The following is a 16,422-nucleotide window of genomic DNA, read 5'->3' as shown; positions in this document are numbered from 1 at the left end:
GCGCGTGCCGTTAGCTATCTTGCGGTTGAGTATTGTTGGATGGGCCGATAGGTCGTGGTCTACCCCCATATCCACAAGTGTTAGTTCGAAACCATGTTGCTTGCAGAAGAGGTTCACCCCACCTCCACCATGCGTAAAGTTTATCATTTGTTGCCAGGTTACTGCTCTTGGCGATACGCTTACGCCTTCTTGCTCTATGCCGTGGTCGGCGGCGAAGAGCAGATGGAAAGGATGTGACAGGGTGGGCGATAGCGTATGCTGTATGCGGCATATTCTATAAGCAAGGGTTTCGAGCATCCCCAGCGAACCTTTGGGCTTGTTGAGGTTGTCTATTTTCTGCCAAACGAGAGAGTCGTCTAGCGTTAAGGGGGGGATGTTGAAGTGCATCATCGCGTGAAAATGAAAGCGTTGAATGGACAGAGATTTGGAAAAACGCTGTGTCGGGTGACAAAGTGACTATTTTATCTTCACCGCAATGCCGCTAACCATCAGGTAAACCTCGTCGGCCCTAGCTGCTACATATTGGTTCATCCATCCTTGTAGGTCGGTAAAGCGGCGTTGTAGGGCGTTGTTGCTTACTCCGCCACTTCCTATCTCGTTGGTAACGAAGATAAAAGTGGCCTCTTGTGCTGTAAGCTTGTCGAACTCGGCCTTCAGCTCTTCAAGTGTTCGGTCTACATCGGGAAGAGTTGAGGAGGTGTCGTTGCTTGCATCGTAGAAGAAGTTGGTGCACCAAAGGGTGATGCAATCTACCACCACCACCTTATTATATAATAGGTGTTTGCTCAGTGTTTTTTCTTCTTCGATGTTGGTCCAGCAAGGGCCGCGTCGCTCTTGATGCCGCGCAATACGGTGCTTAAACTCGTCGTCCCAAGCGTGGGCCGTGGCCATATACACCGGCGTTGGCGAGAGATTGAGTGCCATGCGTTCGGCAGCAAGGCTTTTCCCTGAGCGTTGGCCGCCTGTAATTAAGATTACTTTCTTCATGATGCGAAGTTACAAAAAAGACGAAAGAGTACATTGAAAAGTGTATTTTATTTCGCTTTTAAGGTCATTTTATGTCCCATTCCCATCTTATTTTGGACTATTTAGAGGATAAAATGGTTATTTTTTGATAATTTATTTGGTGCTTACAGCTTTTTTCTTTTCCTTTGCAAGCGTTTAGATTGAGATAACTTAATAAGTCAAATTTAATTATTCAGGAATGAAAAAGTTGTTTACACTTTTCGCTGCCGTTTCTTTGGCAGCCTCTGTTTCCGCGCAAACAGTAACCGAAAGCAAGACTTTCGACAATTTCTACATCGGTGTTAATGGTGGTGTTTCTACTGTTACAACTGGTCATAGCTGGTTGAAAAACCTCAACCCTAACGCTGGCCTGCGCATTGGCCGTTACTTTACCCCTGTATTTGGTGTAGCTGTTGAAGGCAACGCTTACTTCTCTAACAAGCCAGGAGAGTCGCATGGAACGTTTGTTCGTTTCATTAACAGCTCTGCTTTGGCAACCATCAATTTCAGCAACTGGTTTGGTGGCTACAAAGGTGAGCCCCGTACGTTCGAGGTTATCGGTTTGTATGGTCTTGGCTGGTTGCACACTTTCAACAACCAAGATTGGAAAAACGTAAACGCTCTTACTTCTAAGGCTGCTATCGACTTTGCTCTGAACTTTGGTTCTAGCAAGCAATTCCAATTCTACGTTGAGCCCGCTATCATATATAGACTTAATGGAGAAGGCAAGGAAGGTTTAGAATACAACATCAACAAGTCTTTCGTTCAACTCAACGGAGGTTTGGTTTATCGCTTTGGAAACTCAAACGGTTCGCACAACTTCACGGTTGCACAAGTTCGCGACCAAGCTGAAATTGATGGCTTGAACGCTCAAATCAACAGCCTTCGCGGTGACCTGAGCAACAAAGACAGTCGTTTGGCTGAAAAGGATCGTCAGATTTCTGACCTCCAAAAGGCTTTGGACGATTGCAACAACCAACCCAAGACCATCGTTAAGAACGTGAAATCGGAAACGGTTACCAACCTACAACCCACCGTTCTCTTCCGTCAAGGTAAGGCTGTTATCGACCCTGCACAGTACGCTCCGCTAGAACTTATCGCTTCGTACATGAGAAATCACCCAGAAGCTAAGGTTGAAATTCGCGGTTATGCTTCTCCCGAAGGTAGCGCAGAACTGAACCAAAAGCTTTCTAACGCTCGTGCACAAGCCGTTAAGGACGCACTTGTTAAGAGGTACAAGATTGCTGCTAGCCGCCTTACCACTAAGGGTATGGGTGTAACAGACACGCTGTTCGAAGAAGTTTCGTTCAACCGTGTTGCTACTTTCAATGATAGCAGCAAGGGCGAATAATTTTCGTAGCTAAGTTATAAAAATGGTCCCGACATTCTTTTGAGTGTCGGGGCTTTCTTTTTTATGGGCGTACGTATTTTTTTATTTAAATTCTCCTACCCGTCCAACAAGTCTTTTTAACCGATAGGTCTAACCTACCTAGCCTCTCTCTTTTACTTACCCCAGTTTTTCTCCGTCCGCTTTTCGCACAATTAAATTCCTATAAATGTGTAAAGGCCTTATTTATTGTCAACAAACTTGGGGGGTAACATATTTTCTAATTAACTTTGTAGCCGTTAAATGGGGCAGATGGTTTGTTAGTAGCACTCGCCAGCCCTTTCATAGCGCATCACAACTCCTAGATGTTATATATGGAGAAGTTTGATGCTATTTATTATAAGTTAAAACCACTGCATAGTATGATGTTAGATAAGATAGGGAAGTACGAATTCTTAATAGAACCATTCCATTGCGACTTTACGCACCACCTTTTTGTGGGGCATTTAGGTAATCATGTGCTTAATGCAGCCGACTTTCACTCAAATGACAGGGGCTTTGGCATGACCTATTTAAACACTATCCACAAGACCTGGGTGCTATCGAGGCTGGCACTTGAACTAGAAGAACTGCCAAAAGAATACTCGCGCATGAGCGTAGAAACATGGGTTGACGGCGTAATGCGTTTCTTTACCAACCGAAACTTTAAGATGACCGATGCAGAAACGGGTGCTGTTTATGGCTATGGCCGTAGTGTTTGGGCCATGATAGACACGCAAACACGACAGCCCGCCGACATTTTGGCCATCAACGAAGGCAGTATCGTGAATTATGTTGATAAAGAAAAGCCATGTCCTATTGCTGCATCTTCGCGCGTTAAGTTGAGCGGACAGGCGATTTTAGAGGGTTCTGTAGAAACTCATTACAGCGATGTAGACATCAATGGGCACATCAATAGCGTGAAGTATCTCGAACATCTTTTCAACTTAAAGCCAGAAACCTGGCATCGCGCCTATCGCGTAGGGCGAATAGATGTGGCATACGTGGCGGAAAGTCACTTTGGCGATGTACTGCATTATTATAAGGAGGAGATAACAGAGGGCGAAGAACTTTACCAGATTGTGAAGTGTACGCGAATGGGCGATACGGCTGAGGTTTGTCGCGTAGCAGTGAAATGGGTAGAGAGATAAGCAAGTCCACATACAGCTACCTATCTTGTAATGGGCGGTGTGTATTACGCTGCTCAGTATAAGGTGAGTAGTTTTATGCTTGCCTGATTCATGATGATTTTCAGTACAGGCTTAGCCTCACTCTTCCACAATGCACCCTTCTTTTGATAAGGCATCGACAAAATCTTTGGGTAGGTTGCATTTATAGCATGTCTTCATGCCAAGCTTCACTAGTACCTCTTCATAATTCTCCTCGTATAGCGTGTTGCCGTTCTTGTCATTAAAACTCACTTTTATCTTCAAGCCCTCGCTGTCGGTGCGTGGAAAGGTGTAGATGGCAAATGTTGGTGGAGTGGTTCTCATCATTTCTGTAACTTCGCGCGTTTCTGTTTGTCGTGAATTTACGCAGCCTTCAAGGCTTTTAGCATCTAGCGTGCTGCTTCCGCCCGTGTATCTGAACTCCACTTGTGCCACGTTTTGTGGCAAAGTGCTGGTAACTGATAGCTGAAACATGGCAGTTACGCGTTTCATGGTCAGTGTGAAGGTTGACTTACCCGATACGGTTATCTCTCCACAATATACATAGGTGTCGGTAATTTTGTTCTTGTAAAAGGTTATTCGTTGCGCATTGGTGATTGTTGCGTGTCCCATTCCTGCATGAGCCACAGCCACAACGCTATATGTACCATCGTCTAGTCGCAAGGATGGTTTCATAAATAAGTCGTTATCAGCCGACAGGTGCACGCTCTTCACACGCTTACCACCCTTAAACACACTCACGCTTAACTGAGTTAGGGCCTCATTTTTGATGGCGTATGCAGGCCTAGCTTCACCTATTTCGGCGTAGGGCTCAGCAGTTGGGGCTTCGAAAATAAGCGTTATGCCATCAGTCTCCGCCTCTTTTTCATGCTCGTTTTCAACCAATGGTTTCTCGCACGCCACAAGAAACAAAGCCAAAACGTAAGTAAATACATATGCCAATCGTTTGTTGTTTGTCATGATATGTAGGTTTTAGTACCTACAAAAGTAGTAAAAAAAATGATGAATACCATGTATCATTATGAATTGTTTCGCTAAACAATCACATTTCCCATACTATCATTCAGTTTGTTATGTAATTTCGTCGTTTTCTCGCACGGAACATCAAGCAATGCTAGTTTGAGATAAGCGGTTGTTTTTCATGCGTAAGAGAAGGTAGACCAATGGTGGCGGTCATAGGCGTACGTTCTTTCCGTACCCGTTGCCCACACGCGTTTATACGGCACAACCATTCTTTTTGTACAATTTTCCGTAGTAATTTTAACATTATGAGTGCCCTTTCAGCCCATCAGTTGCTCACCTTGCCGCAAAAAATCGATTCTCGTGAAGGTTTGTTTTGATGCCAAATAGGGTAAGATTGTGAATGCGACAAAATGAATTTTTATTTAAGAATACCGTCATTTGCACCAACTTCTCGGCGTTTTGCCGCTAAAAACAGTACGTTTTGATGCTAAATGCAGTGCATTTTGGGGCTAAACGCAGTGCATTTTGGGGCTAAACGCAGTGCATTTTGGGGCTAAACGCAGTGCATTTTGGGGCTAAACGCAAGGTAAAATGCTGCTAAATGCGAGATGAAAAGCATAAAAATACATTGCAATTGTATAAACAAAACCTTTCTGACCCATTAAAACTTGGCGCAAAAGGGCAAAATGACCATTGAAAAGTGGCATTTTAGGTACTAAAAGAGTCGGTTCTTTGTAACTCTTTGATTATAAGTACTTATAAAATTGAAAAAAGGAAAAGGGTTACGATTTGGTTACTACTCAAATTCCCCGAACTTCCTTGATTTGCTGTCGTTTCAAACAACTCTTGTTATTGATGCAAAGATAAATAAAATGCGCTGTCCGACCAAAGAAAAACTTATTTTTTCTTATCGGGCAGACTTTTCTATTGTCATTTCGATGGTTTAATTGTCTTGCTGAAATCCTTCTCATCTTCGGCAGGAATGTGTTATGCCCTCTCTTCGTAAACTTCGCTATCGGGCATAACACATTCCTGCCTTTCATGACCGACGAAAAGAGGCAGGGAGCTGCCTGTCGAAAAGGATTTCGGCAAATCTGCGTCCTGCCACTTTTCTGTGTATCGGCCATACTTTCTAAAGTATGGATTTCTGCAAGACAATTTTTCAGATTTTTCTTTTTCGATGTTTTTCCTTCTCTTGGAGGCGGTAGTAAAAGCCGCATTGTTTGTCGTCGGAGAAGTCGGAGCTATTCAGGTGGTGATAAATCCCTCACCCGTCTACCTCCGACTTGTCTTGTCTGACAAAGCCGTAGGAAAAGTACACGCCTGCCCATCGCAGCAAGCCCCAAAGGCAGACTTCGTACCTTTCCTCTTCCGTCTTTGTCTTCTATAGGTGGCTTTTACATGCCCGCTTCATTACGCTTTTTACTATCTGATGGTATGGCATGCAATCAGATTTTTTACTTTTTCATCCGAATCTGTCTCTTTTCCGTTTACCTCCATTTCGATGCGGTCTCCACCGTATCGCATCCGCTGGTCGTCCCCGTTCAGGCGCAAAGGTAATTCCGGGATGTTACGCTGCTGCAAGGTCGGAGCCTTCGGTTTTGGAGAAAATCTCCACGCCTACGCTCCACTGCATTTTGCTTCGGGTAGTATTTTCCCTCAAAAACCTTGCATTCGCTCATCCCTACCTTTGTTGGGCACCTGAAACGAAAACGACCGATGCGACAGGAAGACGCATAAAAAAAATGTCGGATAAACGAGAGACAGATAAGCAGTGAAACTCAACTCCCTCAAGCTCTTGGATCCGCATTAAATATTAAAACCCGAACAAAATGGAAAAATCAATCAACATTCACCGAGCCTTGCGCACAACCCTCCGCCTGCTGCTCACAAGCGTTCTTAGCATCGCCTTTGGGGCGGTTGGTGTGGTTGTCGGTTTACTTGCGGAAATCGTCGCAGGCGTTCTCCGCACCCTTTGAGCAATAGTCCTCTACGTGCTCACCCTCGTAAGTCTTTTCGCCCTTATTCTTTGGATATTCACCCTATAAACATAAATCAAGATGATAACAAGACACAGCAAGACACCCAGCCAGCAATGCAGATACTACGAAGTGGACAATATCTTCGAGTATATGTATGAAACCTACATCAACGGCAACCATTCGCAACTGAAAACCTTGTACAAGGAGTTGCGCAGAGAAGCAAGAAAAAAGTTTATCGCATTCTGCTTTGAAATGGTCAGTCCCCAACACAGAATGCAAATTATGCAAGCTATCGTTTAATTAAAATCATACGACAATGAAAGCAACCGACCATTTCAAACGAACCATTCAAGCCTATTTGGACAATAGGGCAGCCGAAGACGAACTCTTTGCAGTAAGCTACCGCAAGGAGGGCAAGAACATCGACGACTGCATTACCTATATTCTCAACTACGTGAAAACAGCGGATGTGCAGGCTTTTCAGACGGGGAGATATATTCGCAGTCAGTGCATTATTTTGACGAGGATAATATCGACGTTGGCAAGCCCCTTAATTGTCACATAGCCGTAAACCACGTGGTACAGCTCACAGACGAGGAAAAGGCGGAAGCACGCAGGCAAGCCATTGAGCAGTACCAACGCGAGCAGCTTGCCAAGATGCGCAACCACAGCGAGCGTACCAAGAAAACGGAAAATAAGGTTGTACAACCTTCACTATTTGATTTTTAACCCTTAGACAATATCGCAATATGGAAGCAATGGACTTGAACGAAGCACGGATTTACGTAGGCACTTATGCCAAGTACAACAACGGCACTTTGCAGGGCGAGTGGGTAAGCCTTTCGGATTTCTACGATTTGGACGGCTTTCTGGAGTATTGTGCCGAGATACACGAAGACGAGGAAGAACCCGAATATATGTTCCAAGATTGGGAGAACATTCCCGATAGTCTGATAGACGAGAGCAATTTGGAAGAAAATTTCTTTGAACTTCGAGACGAGTTGGATAGACTGAACGACACGGAGAAAGAAGCCTTTTGGACATGGGCGGAGGGTAATAACACCAAACTCACACAAAACGCTTACGACCTTGTGAAGTCTTTCCAATCCGCCTATATCGGCAGTTATGCAAGCAAGGAGGAATTTGCAGAAGAACTTGTGAAAATGGAAAACGACTTGTCCGATTTTGCATTGAGCTACTTCGATTTTTCAAAATATGCCGATGACCTTTTCGACACGGACTATTGGTATAAGAACGGCTATGTATTTCGTAACGAATAAAGCAAGGAGGAAAGAGTATGAAACCGAGGAACAGATTTGAAAAGGCTGTGCTTGCTGAAAGCAAGCATTTGCGCCCCATTACCAAGACGCAAAGCAAGTGGGCATTTCGTGAGTGCATCGGCCACTTTGCCTACCGATTACCCAAAGGTCATACTACGTGTATGGACTGCGGACATAGTTGGATAATAGAAAAACCTGCCCAAACTTGCACCTGCCCCCATTGTGGGGCAAGGTTGCAGGTTGAGGAAACCTATGGGCGCAAATTACAGCAGAAGCAATACTTCACTATCCTCACTACCTGCGGAACATACCAAGTGTTGCGTATGTTCCTGATAGTAGTGAGCATGGAGAAAGGTTATAAGGCGAAATATGAGACAATCGAAATCGGACAGTATTGGTGGAACGGGCAAGGGCGAAAGGTCGTGATAGCCGTTCAACGCATATTGGGGCATTACGTGGACACGTTCTCTTTCTATTCGCCAATGGCAGTGCGAAACGACAACGAAGTCTACCATTACGTGGCTTGTGCACCCATATACCCCAAGTTCAAGGTAACGGACACACTCCGCAGGAACGGCTTTAAGGACGATTTTCACCAAATCGCACCCATTGCCCTTATCCCGGCACTACTCACCGACAGCCGTGCGGAAACTCTCATCAAGGCAGGACGCATAGACCATTTGCGCTATTTCCTCAACAACACAAGGGCATTTGAAGCCTATTGGCAGTCGTATAAGATTGCCGTTCGTAACGGGTATGAGATAAAAGACATTTCCTTATGGTGCGATTATGTGGATATGCTCTGCAGGTTGGGCAAGGACGTTCGCTGTCCGAAGTACCTTTGCGCCAAAGACCTTAAGGCCGAGCACGACCGCATAGAAGACAAAATACGCAGGCAAAGAGAAAAAGAAGAAATCGAGAGAAAATGGCAAAAGGCAATCGAAGATGAAAAACGTTTCCAAGAACTCAAATCCAAGTTCTTCGGTATCCATTTCACGGACGGCACAATCCTAGTCCACGTATTGGAGAGTGTGCAAGAGCATTTGGAAGAAGGGGCAGCTATGCATCATTGTGTGTTTTCAAATAGATACTACCTCAAAGAAGACTCTCTTATCCTTTCGGCAACCATTGAGGGCAGGCGGATAGAGACTATCGAAGTATCGCTGCAAACCTTAAAAGTAGTGCAAAGTCGTGGCGTGTGCAACAAGAATACGGAGTACCACGAGCAGATAGTAAATCTTGTGAATGCCAATAGCAGGTTAATCCGCCAAAGAATGAAGGCAACAGCATAAAGAAAAATATAAACCACCAAATTATCACAGCAATGAAAGTAGAAATAGAGAGCATCGTATGCAACTGGGCAAATGAGGTACCCCACATTCTCGTTAGGGTTATCAACGCTATAACCTTGTCTACCAACAAGGAAGAATTGAAAGATGCAATCCATAAGATTGCCGAAGAAACGGAACTCGACAAGTTCTTTGTCTATGGATATGGTAAACATCATTTTTGGTTAACACATCGTAAGTTATCGAATGGTGAGCCAATGGAGCACAGATTATTAATGGCAAAGTTTTAGATGTATGAAGAAGAAACGGATTTACAGAGTACGAACGCAATATATTTTCAAGGGCATATTTGAAGTCCTTGCCGATAGCAAGGAAGATGCACGGCAGAAAGTTCTGCAAGATTATGGGTTGGTGATGGGTGGAAACATTCACAGCACTCTGCCAGATGAGGAAGTAAACTGGGCGTTTGACAAACACTCTGAAGTAAAGACCATGCGAATAACTATTCAAAAGGAGTAAACGACAGTGTACGAACGGGCGACACATCCGCCGCCCGCTCCTTTCTTTCTTGAGCAGGGAAAAGGCGGAAAAGAAAGGAGCAAAGAAACCTCGAGTATCAATTCTGCGAATGGAGATTTCAGATTAAGTCTTGACTAAGCATAGCTTTAAGCACTTTTTTATAATTATATCCAAACTTCTTTTCATCTTTCTTTGTCTTCTCCAATTCCCATTTATTCATCACATAATGCCGGTAGGATGTACATCGTGTTACAATGTCTCGTCCTTTTCTCACATAAGTTTGATAACCATACAGAAGATTATGGAATTTCCGAAAGTTCTTATACGACCACGACGCAACTAATATCATCATGTCATAATCTACTATCAGCAAATCTTCAATTTCATCAATATGTTCTCGCAGAATCTCACTTTCAAGTATTCGCTGTTGCAACTTATGCTGCATTATATAGTTAATCCCACGCACACCAAATAATCGACTATTAATAACAATTATTGGGTGTACTATTACCTTTCCTTTCCCATAATACTCTTTCCATGGAGCTTTCCCCGTGAAAAAATCTTCCATGTTGCTTACCAATTGTGGTAAGCCTTTGTTTCCACCAGTTTCCCCTTTCTTTTTATTGAGCCGATTATCAATAAAATCCATCATCTGATTCATATTCCCCCCATCTGCGACTTTTCGATTAACCCTCATGTCTTTATATTCAAACATAAACAAATGATGTCGTGTTTTGATAGCGATATCAGGTGCTGATTGTTGCGCCTCAAAACAATAATTATTGTAAATTTGAATACGCTTGTCGCCTATCATAAGTTTTACCAACTCATAGAACAATTTCTCTTCTGAGAATTCTTTTGTCAGCAAGTTCATAATGGCTTCTTCTGAAGAAACCAGCTTTAATTCTTCTTTCACACTCCACCAAAAGCCATCGAACAATAAATGCGTATAGTACGGTTGCGATACTATTAAGTATTCTTCTTTTGACATCTTCAATACAGGATACTTTCTGAAACAAGTGTTATCCAATAACTCCTTTTCAGCAAAGATTGTCCCCATCTTCTCCGTATCCCAAATATCAATACATTTGTCTGAAATGTATTTTACGAACTCATTCCATAGCTGTAATGATTTGGTCTGCTCATAATCTTGCTGGCGTATATAATAAAGTCCCTCCTTAAAATTCTCTTTATCATGATAAATAGCCAGAGGCATTTGTGCCACCAGCATATAAGTGATCTCATTCGGAAATTCATATTTATTCACCACCCTTCTGATGGCTTCACCCACCTCTTTGTGTTCTTTCCCAAATTCGGTTAATGTCATAAACTTAAGAATCTGTGCTTTTTCCAGTTCCTTCTTATTCTCACCAAATAGGTCGATATTCAGTACATCCTGCTGCATAATAATCTTTGCATCCCGAATATCTGTGTCACCATCTATCCCTACCAAGATTTCTTTTTCACGCTGCATCTCCATACTGTTCTCCACCAAAATGGCTTTCAGCAATGCTTCGTATGCCTCAAAACTCTCACCTATACCTTCTTTTTCATTGGGAAGTCTCAATACTTTTGTTAATAGACGATAAAGTGCCTGATGATTAATCAATGTCAGCCAAGTACCATTAAATTTTTCTTCTTGTGCTTTTAATCGACGGAAAAGTCGTTTAACTTCAGGTTTTTCCCGATAATCTTGAAACATAACTAACAGCCCGTGCTCTGCATTCATCGAGAAACTATCAAAACCATCTACACTTATCATATGAACTACACCTTCAATCAGCCACCGTTTATTTATGCCATTGAGGTATGACACCGATTCTTTAGTATTATCGTCAAATAGGTCGGTGTATTCTACCGTCTTAGTGACATAAGAGTGGTGTCCCAACTGTTTTGGTCGTTTAGTTATTGCGCTCATTACATCTTTTCTCAATTCTTCGCTATCCAAAAGCCTCTCACCATTCATATATCTACTGAATGACATGGTTTGATTCATAACATTTGTTATCGTATCTCCAATACTAATTGTCGAGGGATTAAAGGTCGTTTTCTCATAATAGCTGATAAAATATTGTAGGAATCCGGACTTTTTAAAGTTGCCCTTATAAAAGGTAATAGTTCCCAAATCCGTTAATATCAGCGGACATATTTTCTTATAATCTGTTTCCTGCCGAATGCACTCTTCACGCATCTTTCTTTGCAAGTAGTTTTTCCACCCTGCGTCTACTTGCCTTCCATCAGCCAATACCAGCACCAGGAATATCCTGTTATTTTTATCTACATTTTTATCCCAGATAAATTCTCCTTCTAAAATCCTTTTAGCATTCCGCACGAGCTGTCCAACACCTTTATAACGCCATTTGTTTTTCTTTGTGTCATGATAACCAACAGAGTCCTTATCAACTTCATCTAAGAGCTGTTGGATAGTTCCTTCTGCCTTGACCTCTTTAGGTATCTTAACATCCTTGCATTCAAACAGTATAACATCCTTTCCGTCTCGAATATAAAAATCCGGAGGAGAACTTAATTTCCTCTCAGGAACGATACTCTTACATTCATTGTCAGTAAGCGATAACCATCCATGCGTGTTAGCTACTTCCTTCAGGCAATTCACCAATACGGTCCCTTCCGAAAACTCTGTTGTGAAAATCGTATTAAAGCCCTGCGTATTATCTGGGTGTTTACATTGCCACAAATCATTGAATATGAAATATAGCCCGTCAAACATCCTATAAATCATAAATGAAACATCTATGACAGCATATTCGTGAGGTGCAATCTTAATAAATGGTTTCTCTCTAAAAGCCTGATAGTCTACATTATCTTCCAAGGAGATTACTTCATGAATGTCAATGGAATCTTTATCCACTATTTGCTCAGATAGAAGTTCATCTTCATCCCTAAGTCGTTCAAAGTTAATAACACCAGTTTTATATCTGGCTAAAGCCAGAATACTCCAATATGTTCTCAAATAATCTTTCCATGATATAAGACCATATACTTGTAGAAATTCATCATATAAGTCTTTGAGTTGAGGATGCTGTGACACAAAATTGAAGAACTTGCCAGTTCGGATATTCTGATTTCTTACTAATTCGTTAATGTCTGATTCCTGATTTATAAAGTCATTGTACGTATACCTTGACATCAAGAGACAGGCTAAATACAGTTCCAAATCATCTTCTAGCTTGTATGGTGCTTCTCCTTGATTTCTATTAAGAGTAAATTCGTTGGCTATTAAAAACGCTGTATATAGTTTTTTCTCTAGTTGCACAATGTGATCAGAGCCATCACTTTCCTGCATCGACATAATGTATTTCAACAAAAGCAGCGGTGTTTCGCTACCTGTTGCATATTCCATAGGTTGTCGCTTTTTCTCTGTCTCCTGTGTGGAGTAGGCCTTATACCTGTGGATTACATCAAGTAACTGGTCTAAATTATTAGGGCCAAAGAAAAATCTCGGCACATCAATCTGAGTCGTTTCCTCATCTTTGAAATCAGGATTATAGAAAGGCTTACCAACCAACTTATTCTGCATATTTGAAACTAACCTAATAGCCCAGATACGCGGTAATCCAGTAAGGAGTTTCTCGAGAGGGTATATTTCTCCGTTTGGATACAATTGTTTGTACCCAACAATTCCTGCTAGCTTTCCTTGATTATATATAGCCATTTTATTTTATGAATTCGAAAATCATATGAAATGAAGAAGCTAATCCAACCTATAACATCAAAAAAGTCCTACTAAAGTAGGCATAAATCAGTTTGACTGAATTCATTTGTTATGCAACCTGCTTCAATCGGGTATTCACTCTCTTCTAATAATTTTCTCCAAAAATCACCATCAAAAATACCTTCAAGATAAAAGTATCTAAAGGTAGAAAGAAGTTCTACTCGACCAATATTATAGCCTTTATATTTATCATCTTCGCAAAATAATTTCTCATACTCATAATAAGTGAGATTCTTTTTGTTCAACCAATTTTTATCTGCAATTTCTGCAATTAATTTTACTTGCTTTTCTTTTGTTGCAAAACATTCTTTTAAATCATGATGAATATCCGAATCATGTAGGCATGGGTAAATGTTGGCGAACCATGCATACGCATAAGAATTCGGTATCAATCCAGAGGTCGCTGGGTTCAGTTTTGTTTGCAGGATTGAAAATCTCTGTAAATTATAAATTGCCTTAATATTAATTTTCTCCATTGTTTAACTTTATATTATTGATGTTTTAATTGTTTTTAATGACAAAGGGGGATGGTTTGCCATCCAAAGAATCCTTGACTTGAAAGCATTATTTTTACGATGATTTCTTCATCGATTTCTTCTTCATTTGGCTCATATCACTTATGATTAAAGCTATTGGTGATATCACAAAGGTACGAAATTTCGCGATGAATTCTACACAATATCCACAACTTTCTGTAGAGAGAACTTCATTTTTTAAAGGTTATCTTTTCTTCTTTTGTTTGTTGAAAGAAATAATAAAGTACAGATGCCCCTAAATTGAATACATAGAATGCAATATTGCAGGTTTAGGACGACAACAGTATGGTGTTTATTTTGTTCTGTAAACAAGGCTCGTTTTCAATAAAGGAAAGACTAATAAAATACCAAGAAAACACCCCTTGTGAAGTAAAGTCACAAGGGGCATAATATAATCAGGGAACATAGAACAGAGCGAACTCCACGCGCCGCCGTTTAAGCAGTCCGGGCAGAAGTTTGCCTTTATAACGGCAGAAAGAGAGGTATTCGGGCAGGATGTTTCTGTCGCCCCGTTCGAGTTTCCGTATCAGTCGGCTTTTGGGACGGTTTCTGCCACCGAGCAGCGTGCCTGTGCCCACATTGTAAGAAAGAACGGTCAGGAGCAAGGCATCCTTGCCGAAGCGGCGGAAAAGGGCGTATCGGCTGAGCAGGTCGGCACGTAGGAGCGAGTCCGCCTGCCGTTCGGTCATACTTGCCGTAAACCGCTCCCCTTTCAGCAGGCGGTGACCGTAACCGATGTATGGATACCGACCGCGCCCATGCCAGCCCTCGAGGTATTTCACGCAGCGCACGGCACGCTCGAAGCGTGAAAGCGGTTGTCGTGGCTGTGCAGGCAAGGAAAGAGCAGTGAGTACAAGCAGACACAAGTAAAATATCCGCCTAACGCCTGCCGCCAAAATGCCTTTCATCCTCTCTTGACGAAGTGCCCTGCCCGCCACTCTCGTCCTTTTTCGTGTCGTTGTTGAAACTAAGTTCCAGCTCCTGTACCTGTCCGTCGGAACTCTCCACCGTTACCGTGAGCTTCTGCGCATCGGTAGTAGCGGAGGTGTAATAGAGACGGAACATTTCACGTTTAAGCGGATAACGGTCGTTGGGATTGAATACCGTGCCGTCATCCATGCGCAGCACACCTGTACCATCATATTGGAAATACCTGATACTGTAGCGCGTGTCGGCAAACCGCCCCTGCCGTACGAGCGTGCAACGTATCTCCACGGTCTGCCCTTTTGCCACTCTGCCCGGTATAGGCATCGTCTCTAACTTGAACGGATATGCCGTTTGAATATCCAACTCGTTATCACAAGCAGATAGACAAAACCCTGCAAGGGTAAGCACTCCCATTACCCAAATCATATTAAAAATTTTCTTTCTCATTTGTTCGTTATTTTTTATCGTTATACATTCAATCCTGCTCGCCAAGAGAGCAGGTACTCATTCAAATCTTTATGGTCGGCATACAGAGAGGAACGGTCAATAACTTTCTCTCCAAAACATTCTTGCAATCTTTGAAAAGTTCTTCGCCCCGCATCATCGTTGTCGAGATAGCATTCAATCCTCTGATAGTCGCCAAGCACTTGCAAAGCTTTCTCCACGTTGGAAACGGAATTAAGCACAAGCCTGTCCGAAGCGATGATGCCGAGTTGCATAGCCGAGAGGTAATCCATAAAACCCTCAAAGACGGCACACACGTCTGCACCATTACATTTCAAAGAAATGTCCTTCGGCGGTATGCACCCCTTCGAAGAAGCGGTTACGCAGTTCCATCCCTCCGCTCCTGTTGCGGAAACCGACAGCATAATATCGTTTGCCATGTACACGGTACCTCACCTCCTCACAGTTGGTTATGGCAATGTGGGCATTGATACCCCGTCCTTTCAGATAGCCCAGCAATTTGCTGTCCTGCAAGGAACGCACCCAAATATCTTCAAAAGCAGGCTCTCTTTCTTTGTTCCTTGGCGATTGCGTCATAACAGGACGCGGACACGCCCTGCTCTTTGCGATAAAAGCCGCCCGCAAAAGAAAATCCTCACTCCCGATGAATGCTCCTGCCAAGTCGAAGATGTCGCCACCTTTGCCCGTTCCAAAGTCGAACCATACATTCTTGGTGGTGTCGACCTTGAAGGAGGGCGTCCGCTCTGTGCGGTACGGAGCGGAATACCACAAGACTTGTCCTCGCTGTTTTGCCGGACGAACCCCCATCGCGTTCAGGAAGTCCGCAATGGGGATTTCTCTCATTCGTCGTGCGTCCATTGTCAGTCCATCATGATTTTCAGTCCGACACCGTACTGCACATGGAAATGCCCCGTAGAGCCTCCCCATAGGCAGCGTTCCCTGCCGTAGAGCAGCAGCACAAGACGGTCGCTCAGATAGGTCTCCGCCTGTAAGGTGATTGCCCCACCATAGACAAAACCGTCTTGGTTGCGTATCGTGGAGCCATCGGAGAGCAGTTTCTTGCCACCATTGACCGTCTCATAGCCTGCCAAGGCAGAAACACCTGCCGACAGGAAAAAGGTCTTGCTGCCGTCCGAAAGCACATTACAGAAGAAACCGCCCTCTCCCGTGAACTGCTCCACAGGAATA

Annotated in this window: 16 protein-coding genes and 2 pseudogenes; 9 read left to right on the top strand and 9 right to left on the bottom strand. The window is 43.0% G+C overall.

Annotated elements, in window-relative coordinates:
- Together BN93_RS10850 and cobU are read right to left on the bottom strand one after the other, a co-directional pair.
- A partial coding sequence (locus BN93_RS10850; protein ID WP_044260618.1) for a nicotinate-nucleotide--dimethylbenzimidazole phosphoribosyltransferase occupies positions 1-387 on the bottom strand: 387 nt, incomplete at its 3' end.
- A 69-nt stretch (positions 388-456) separates the two neighbouring features.
- Positions 457-987: a bifunctional adenosylcobinamide kinase/adenosylcobinamide-phosphate guanylyltransferase gene (gene cobU, locus BN93_RS10845; RefSeq protein WP_019188345.1), complete on the bottom strand. Its 531-nt coding sequence runs from the start codon at positions 985-987 to the stop codon at positions 457-459.
- 217 nt (positions 988-1,204) lie between these two features.
- On the opposite strand from cobU, the gene BN93_RS10840 reads away from it, so the two are divergent.
- The gene (locus BN93_RS10840) at positions 1,205-2,356 is read left to right on the top strand and encodes an OmpA family protein (protein WP_019188344.1); all 1,152 of its coding nucleotides are present in this window, start codon (positions 1,205-1,207) and stop codon (positions 2,354-2,356) included.
- A 401-nt stretch (positions 2,357-2,757) separates the two neighbouring features.
- Positions 2,758-3,522, top strand: coding sequence for an acyl-[acyl-carrier-protein] thioesterase (locus BN93_RS10835; RefSeq protein WP_084768801.1), 765 nt, complete (start codon positions 2,758-2,760; stop codon positions 3,520-3,522).
- A 117-nt stretch (positions 3,523-3,639) separates the two neighbouring features.
- Here the strand turns inward: BN93_RS10835 and BN93_RS10830 are convergent, their stop codons facing one another.
- Positions 3,640-4,500, bottom strand: a complete 861-nt coding sequence (locus BN93_RS10830) for a FimB/Mfa2 family fimbrial subunit (RefSeq protein WP_019188342.1) — start codon at positions 4,498-4,500, stop codon at positions 3,640-3,642.
- 1,835 nt (positions 4,501-6,335) lie between these two features.
- Between BN93_RS10830 and BN93_RS16925 the strand changes: the two genes are divergently transcribed.
- The 7 genes and pseudogenes from BN93_RS16925 (at position 6,336) to BN93_RS10795 (ending at position 9,573) form a co-directional block, all read left to right on the top strand.
- Positions 6,336-6,482 carry an ABC transporter permease gene (locus BN93_RS16925; RefSeq protein WP_232211172.1) on the top strand — a complete coding sequence of 49 codons (147 nt, stop codon included), beginning with the start codon at positions 6,336-6,338 and terminating at the stop codon, positions 6,480-6,482.
- Between the two features lie 81 nt (positions 6,483-6,563).
- Positions 6,564-6,785 carry a hypothetical protein gene (locus BN93_RS10820; RefSeq protein WP_019188339.1) on the top strand — a complete coding sequence of 74 codons (222 nt, stop codon included), beginning with the start codon at positions 6,564-6,566 and terminating at the stop codon, positions 6,783-6,785.
- A gap of 16 nt (positions 6,786-6,801) precedes the next feature.
- A pseudogene (locus tag BN93_RS10815) lies at positions 6,802-7,214 on the top strand (PcfK-like family protein).
- A gap of 20 nt (positions 7,215-7,234) precedes the next feature.
- A complete protein-coding gene (locus BN93_RS10810) occupies positions 7,235-7,765 on the top strand; it encodes an antirestriction protein ArdA (protein WP_019188337.1) in 531 nt (176 codons plus the stop codon).
- A 17-nt stretch (positions 7,766-7,782) separates the two neighbouring features.
- Positions 7,783-9,057: a PcfJ domain-containing protein gene (locus BN93_RS10805; RefSeq protein ID WP_019188336.1), complete on the top strand. Its 1,275-nt coding sequence runs from the start codon at positions 7,783-7,785 to the stop codon at positions 9,055-9,057.
- 32 nt (positions 9,058-9,089) lie between these two features.
- The gene (locus BN93_RS10800; protein WP_019188335.1) at positions 9,090-9,344 is read left to right on the top strand and encodes a hypothetical protein; all 255 of its coding nucleotides are present in this window, start codon (positions 9,090-9,092) and stop codon (positions 9,342-9,344) included.
- A 4-nt stretch (positions 9,345-9,348) separates the two neighbouring features.
- Positions 9,349-9,573, top strand: coding sequence for a hypothetical protein (locus tag BN93_RS10795; protein WP_019188334.1), 225 nt, complete (start codon positions 9,349-9,351; stop codon positions 9,571-9,573).
- Positions 9,574-9,691: 118 nt separating this feature from the next.
- On the opposite strand, the gene BN93_RS10790 is transcribed toward BN93_RS10795, so the two are convergent.
- The 6 genes and pseudogenes from BN93_RS10790 to BN93_RS10765 all read right to left on the bottom strand — a co-directional run.
- Entirely contained in the window at positions 9,692-13,246 is a 3,555-nt protein-coding gene (locus BN93_RS10790; RefSeq protein WP_019188333.1) for a hypothetical protein, read from the bottom strand.
- Positions 13,247-13,317: 71 nt separating this feature from the next.
- Positions 13,318-13,782, bottom strand: a complete 465-nt coding sequence (locus tag BN93_RS10785; RefSeq protein WP_019188332.1) for a hypothetical protein — start codon at positions 13,780-13,782, stop codon at positions 13,318-13,320.
- A gap of 455 nt (positions 13,783-14,237) precedes the next feature.
- On the bottom strand, positions 14,238-14,750 hold the full coding sequence (locus BN93_RS10780; protein WP_232211171.1) for a glycoside hydrolase family protein: 513 nt from the start codon (positions 14,748-14,750) through the stop codon (positions 14,238-14,240).
- Entirely contained in the window at positions 14,722-15,216 is a 495-nt protein-coding gene (locus BN93_RS10775; protein ID WP_019188330.1) for a DUF3872 domain-containing protein, read from the bottom strand. Before BN93_RS10775 ends, BN93_RS10780 begins: the two co-directional genes overlap by 29 nt.
- A 20-nt stretch (positions 15,217-15,236) precedes the next feature.
- Positions 15,237-16,092 (bottom strand): annotated as a pseudogene (locus tag BN93_RS10770) (toprim domain-containing protein).
- Positions 16,093-16,094: 2 nt separating this feature from the next.
- Positions 16,095-16,422: conjugal transfer protein TraO (locus tag BN93_RS10765; protein WP_019188329.1), on the bottom strand; the 328-nt coding region annotated here is incomplete at its 5' end.

It is taken from the genome of Prevotella conceptionensis 9403948, assembly GCF_000312305.1.
GTDB lineage: Bacteria > Bacteroidota > Bacteroidia > Bacteroidales > Bacteroidaceae > Prevotella > Prevotella conceptionensis.
This window is presented reverse-complemented; position numbering and strand designations above follow the sequence as displayed.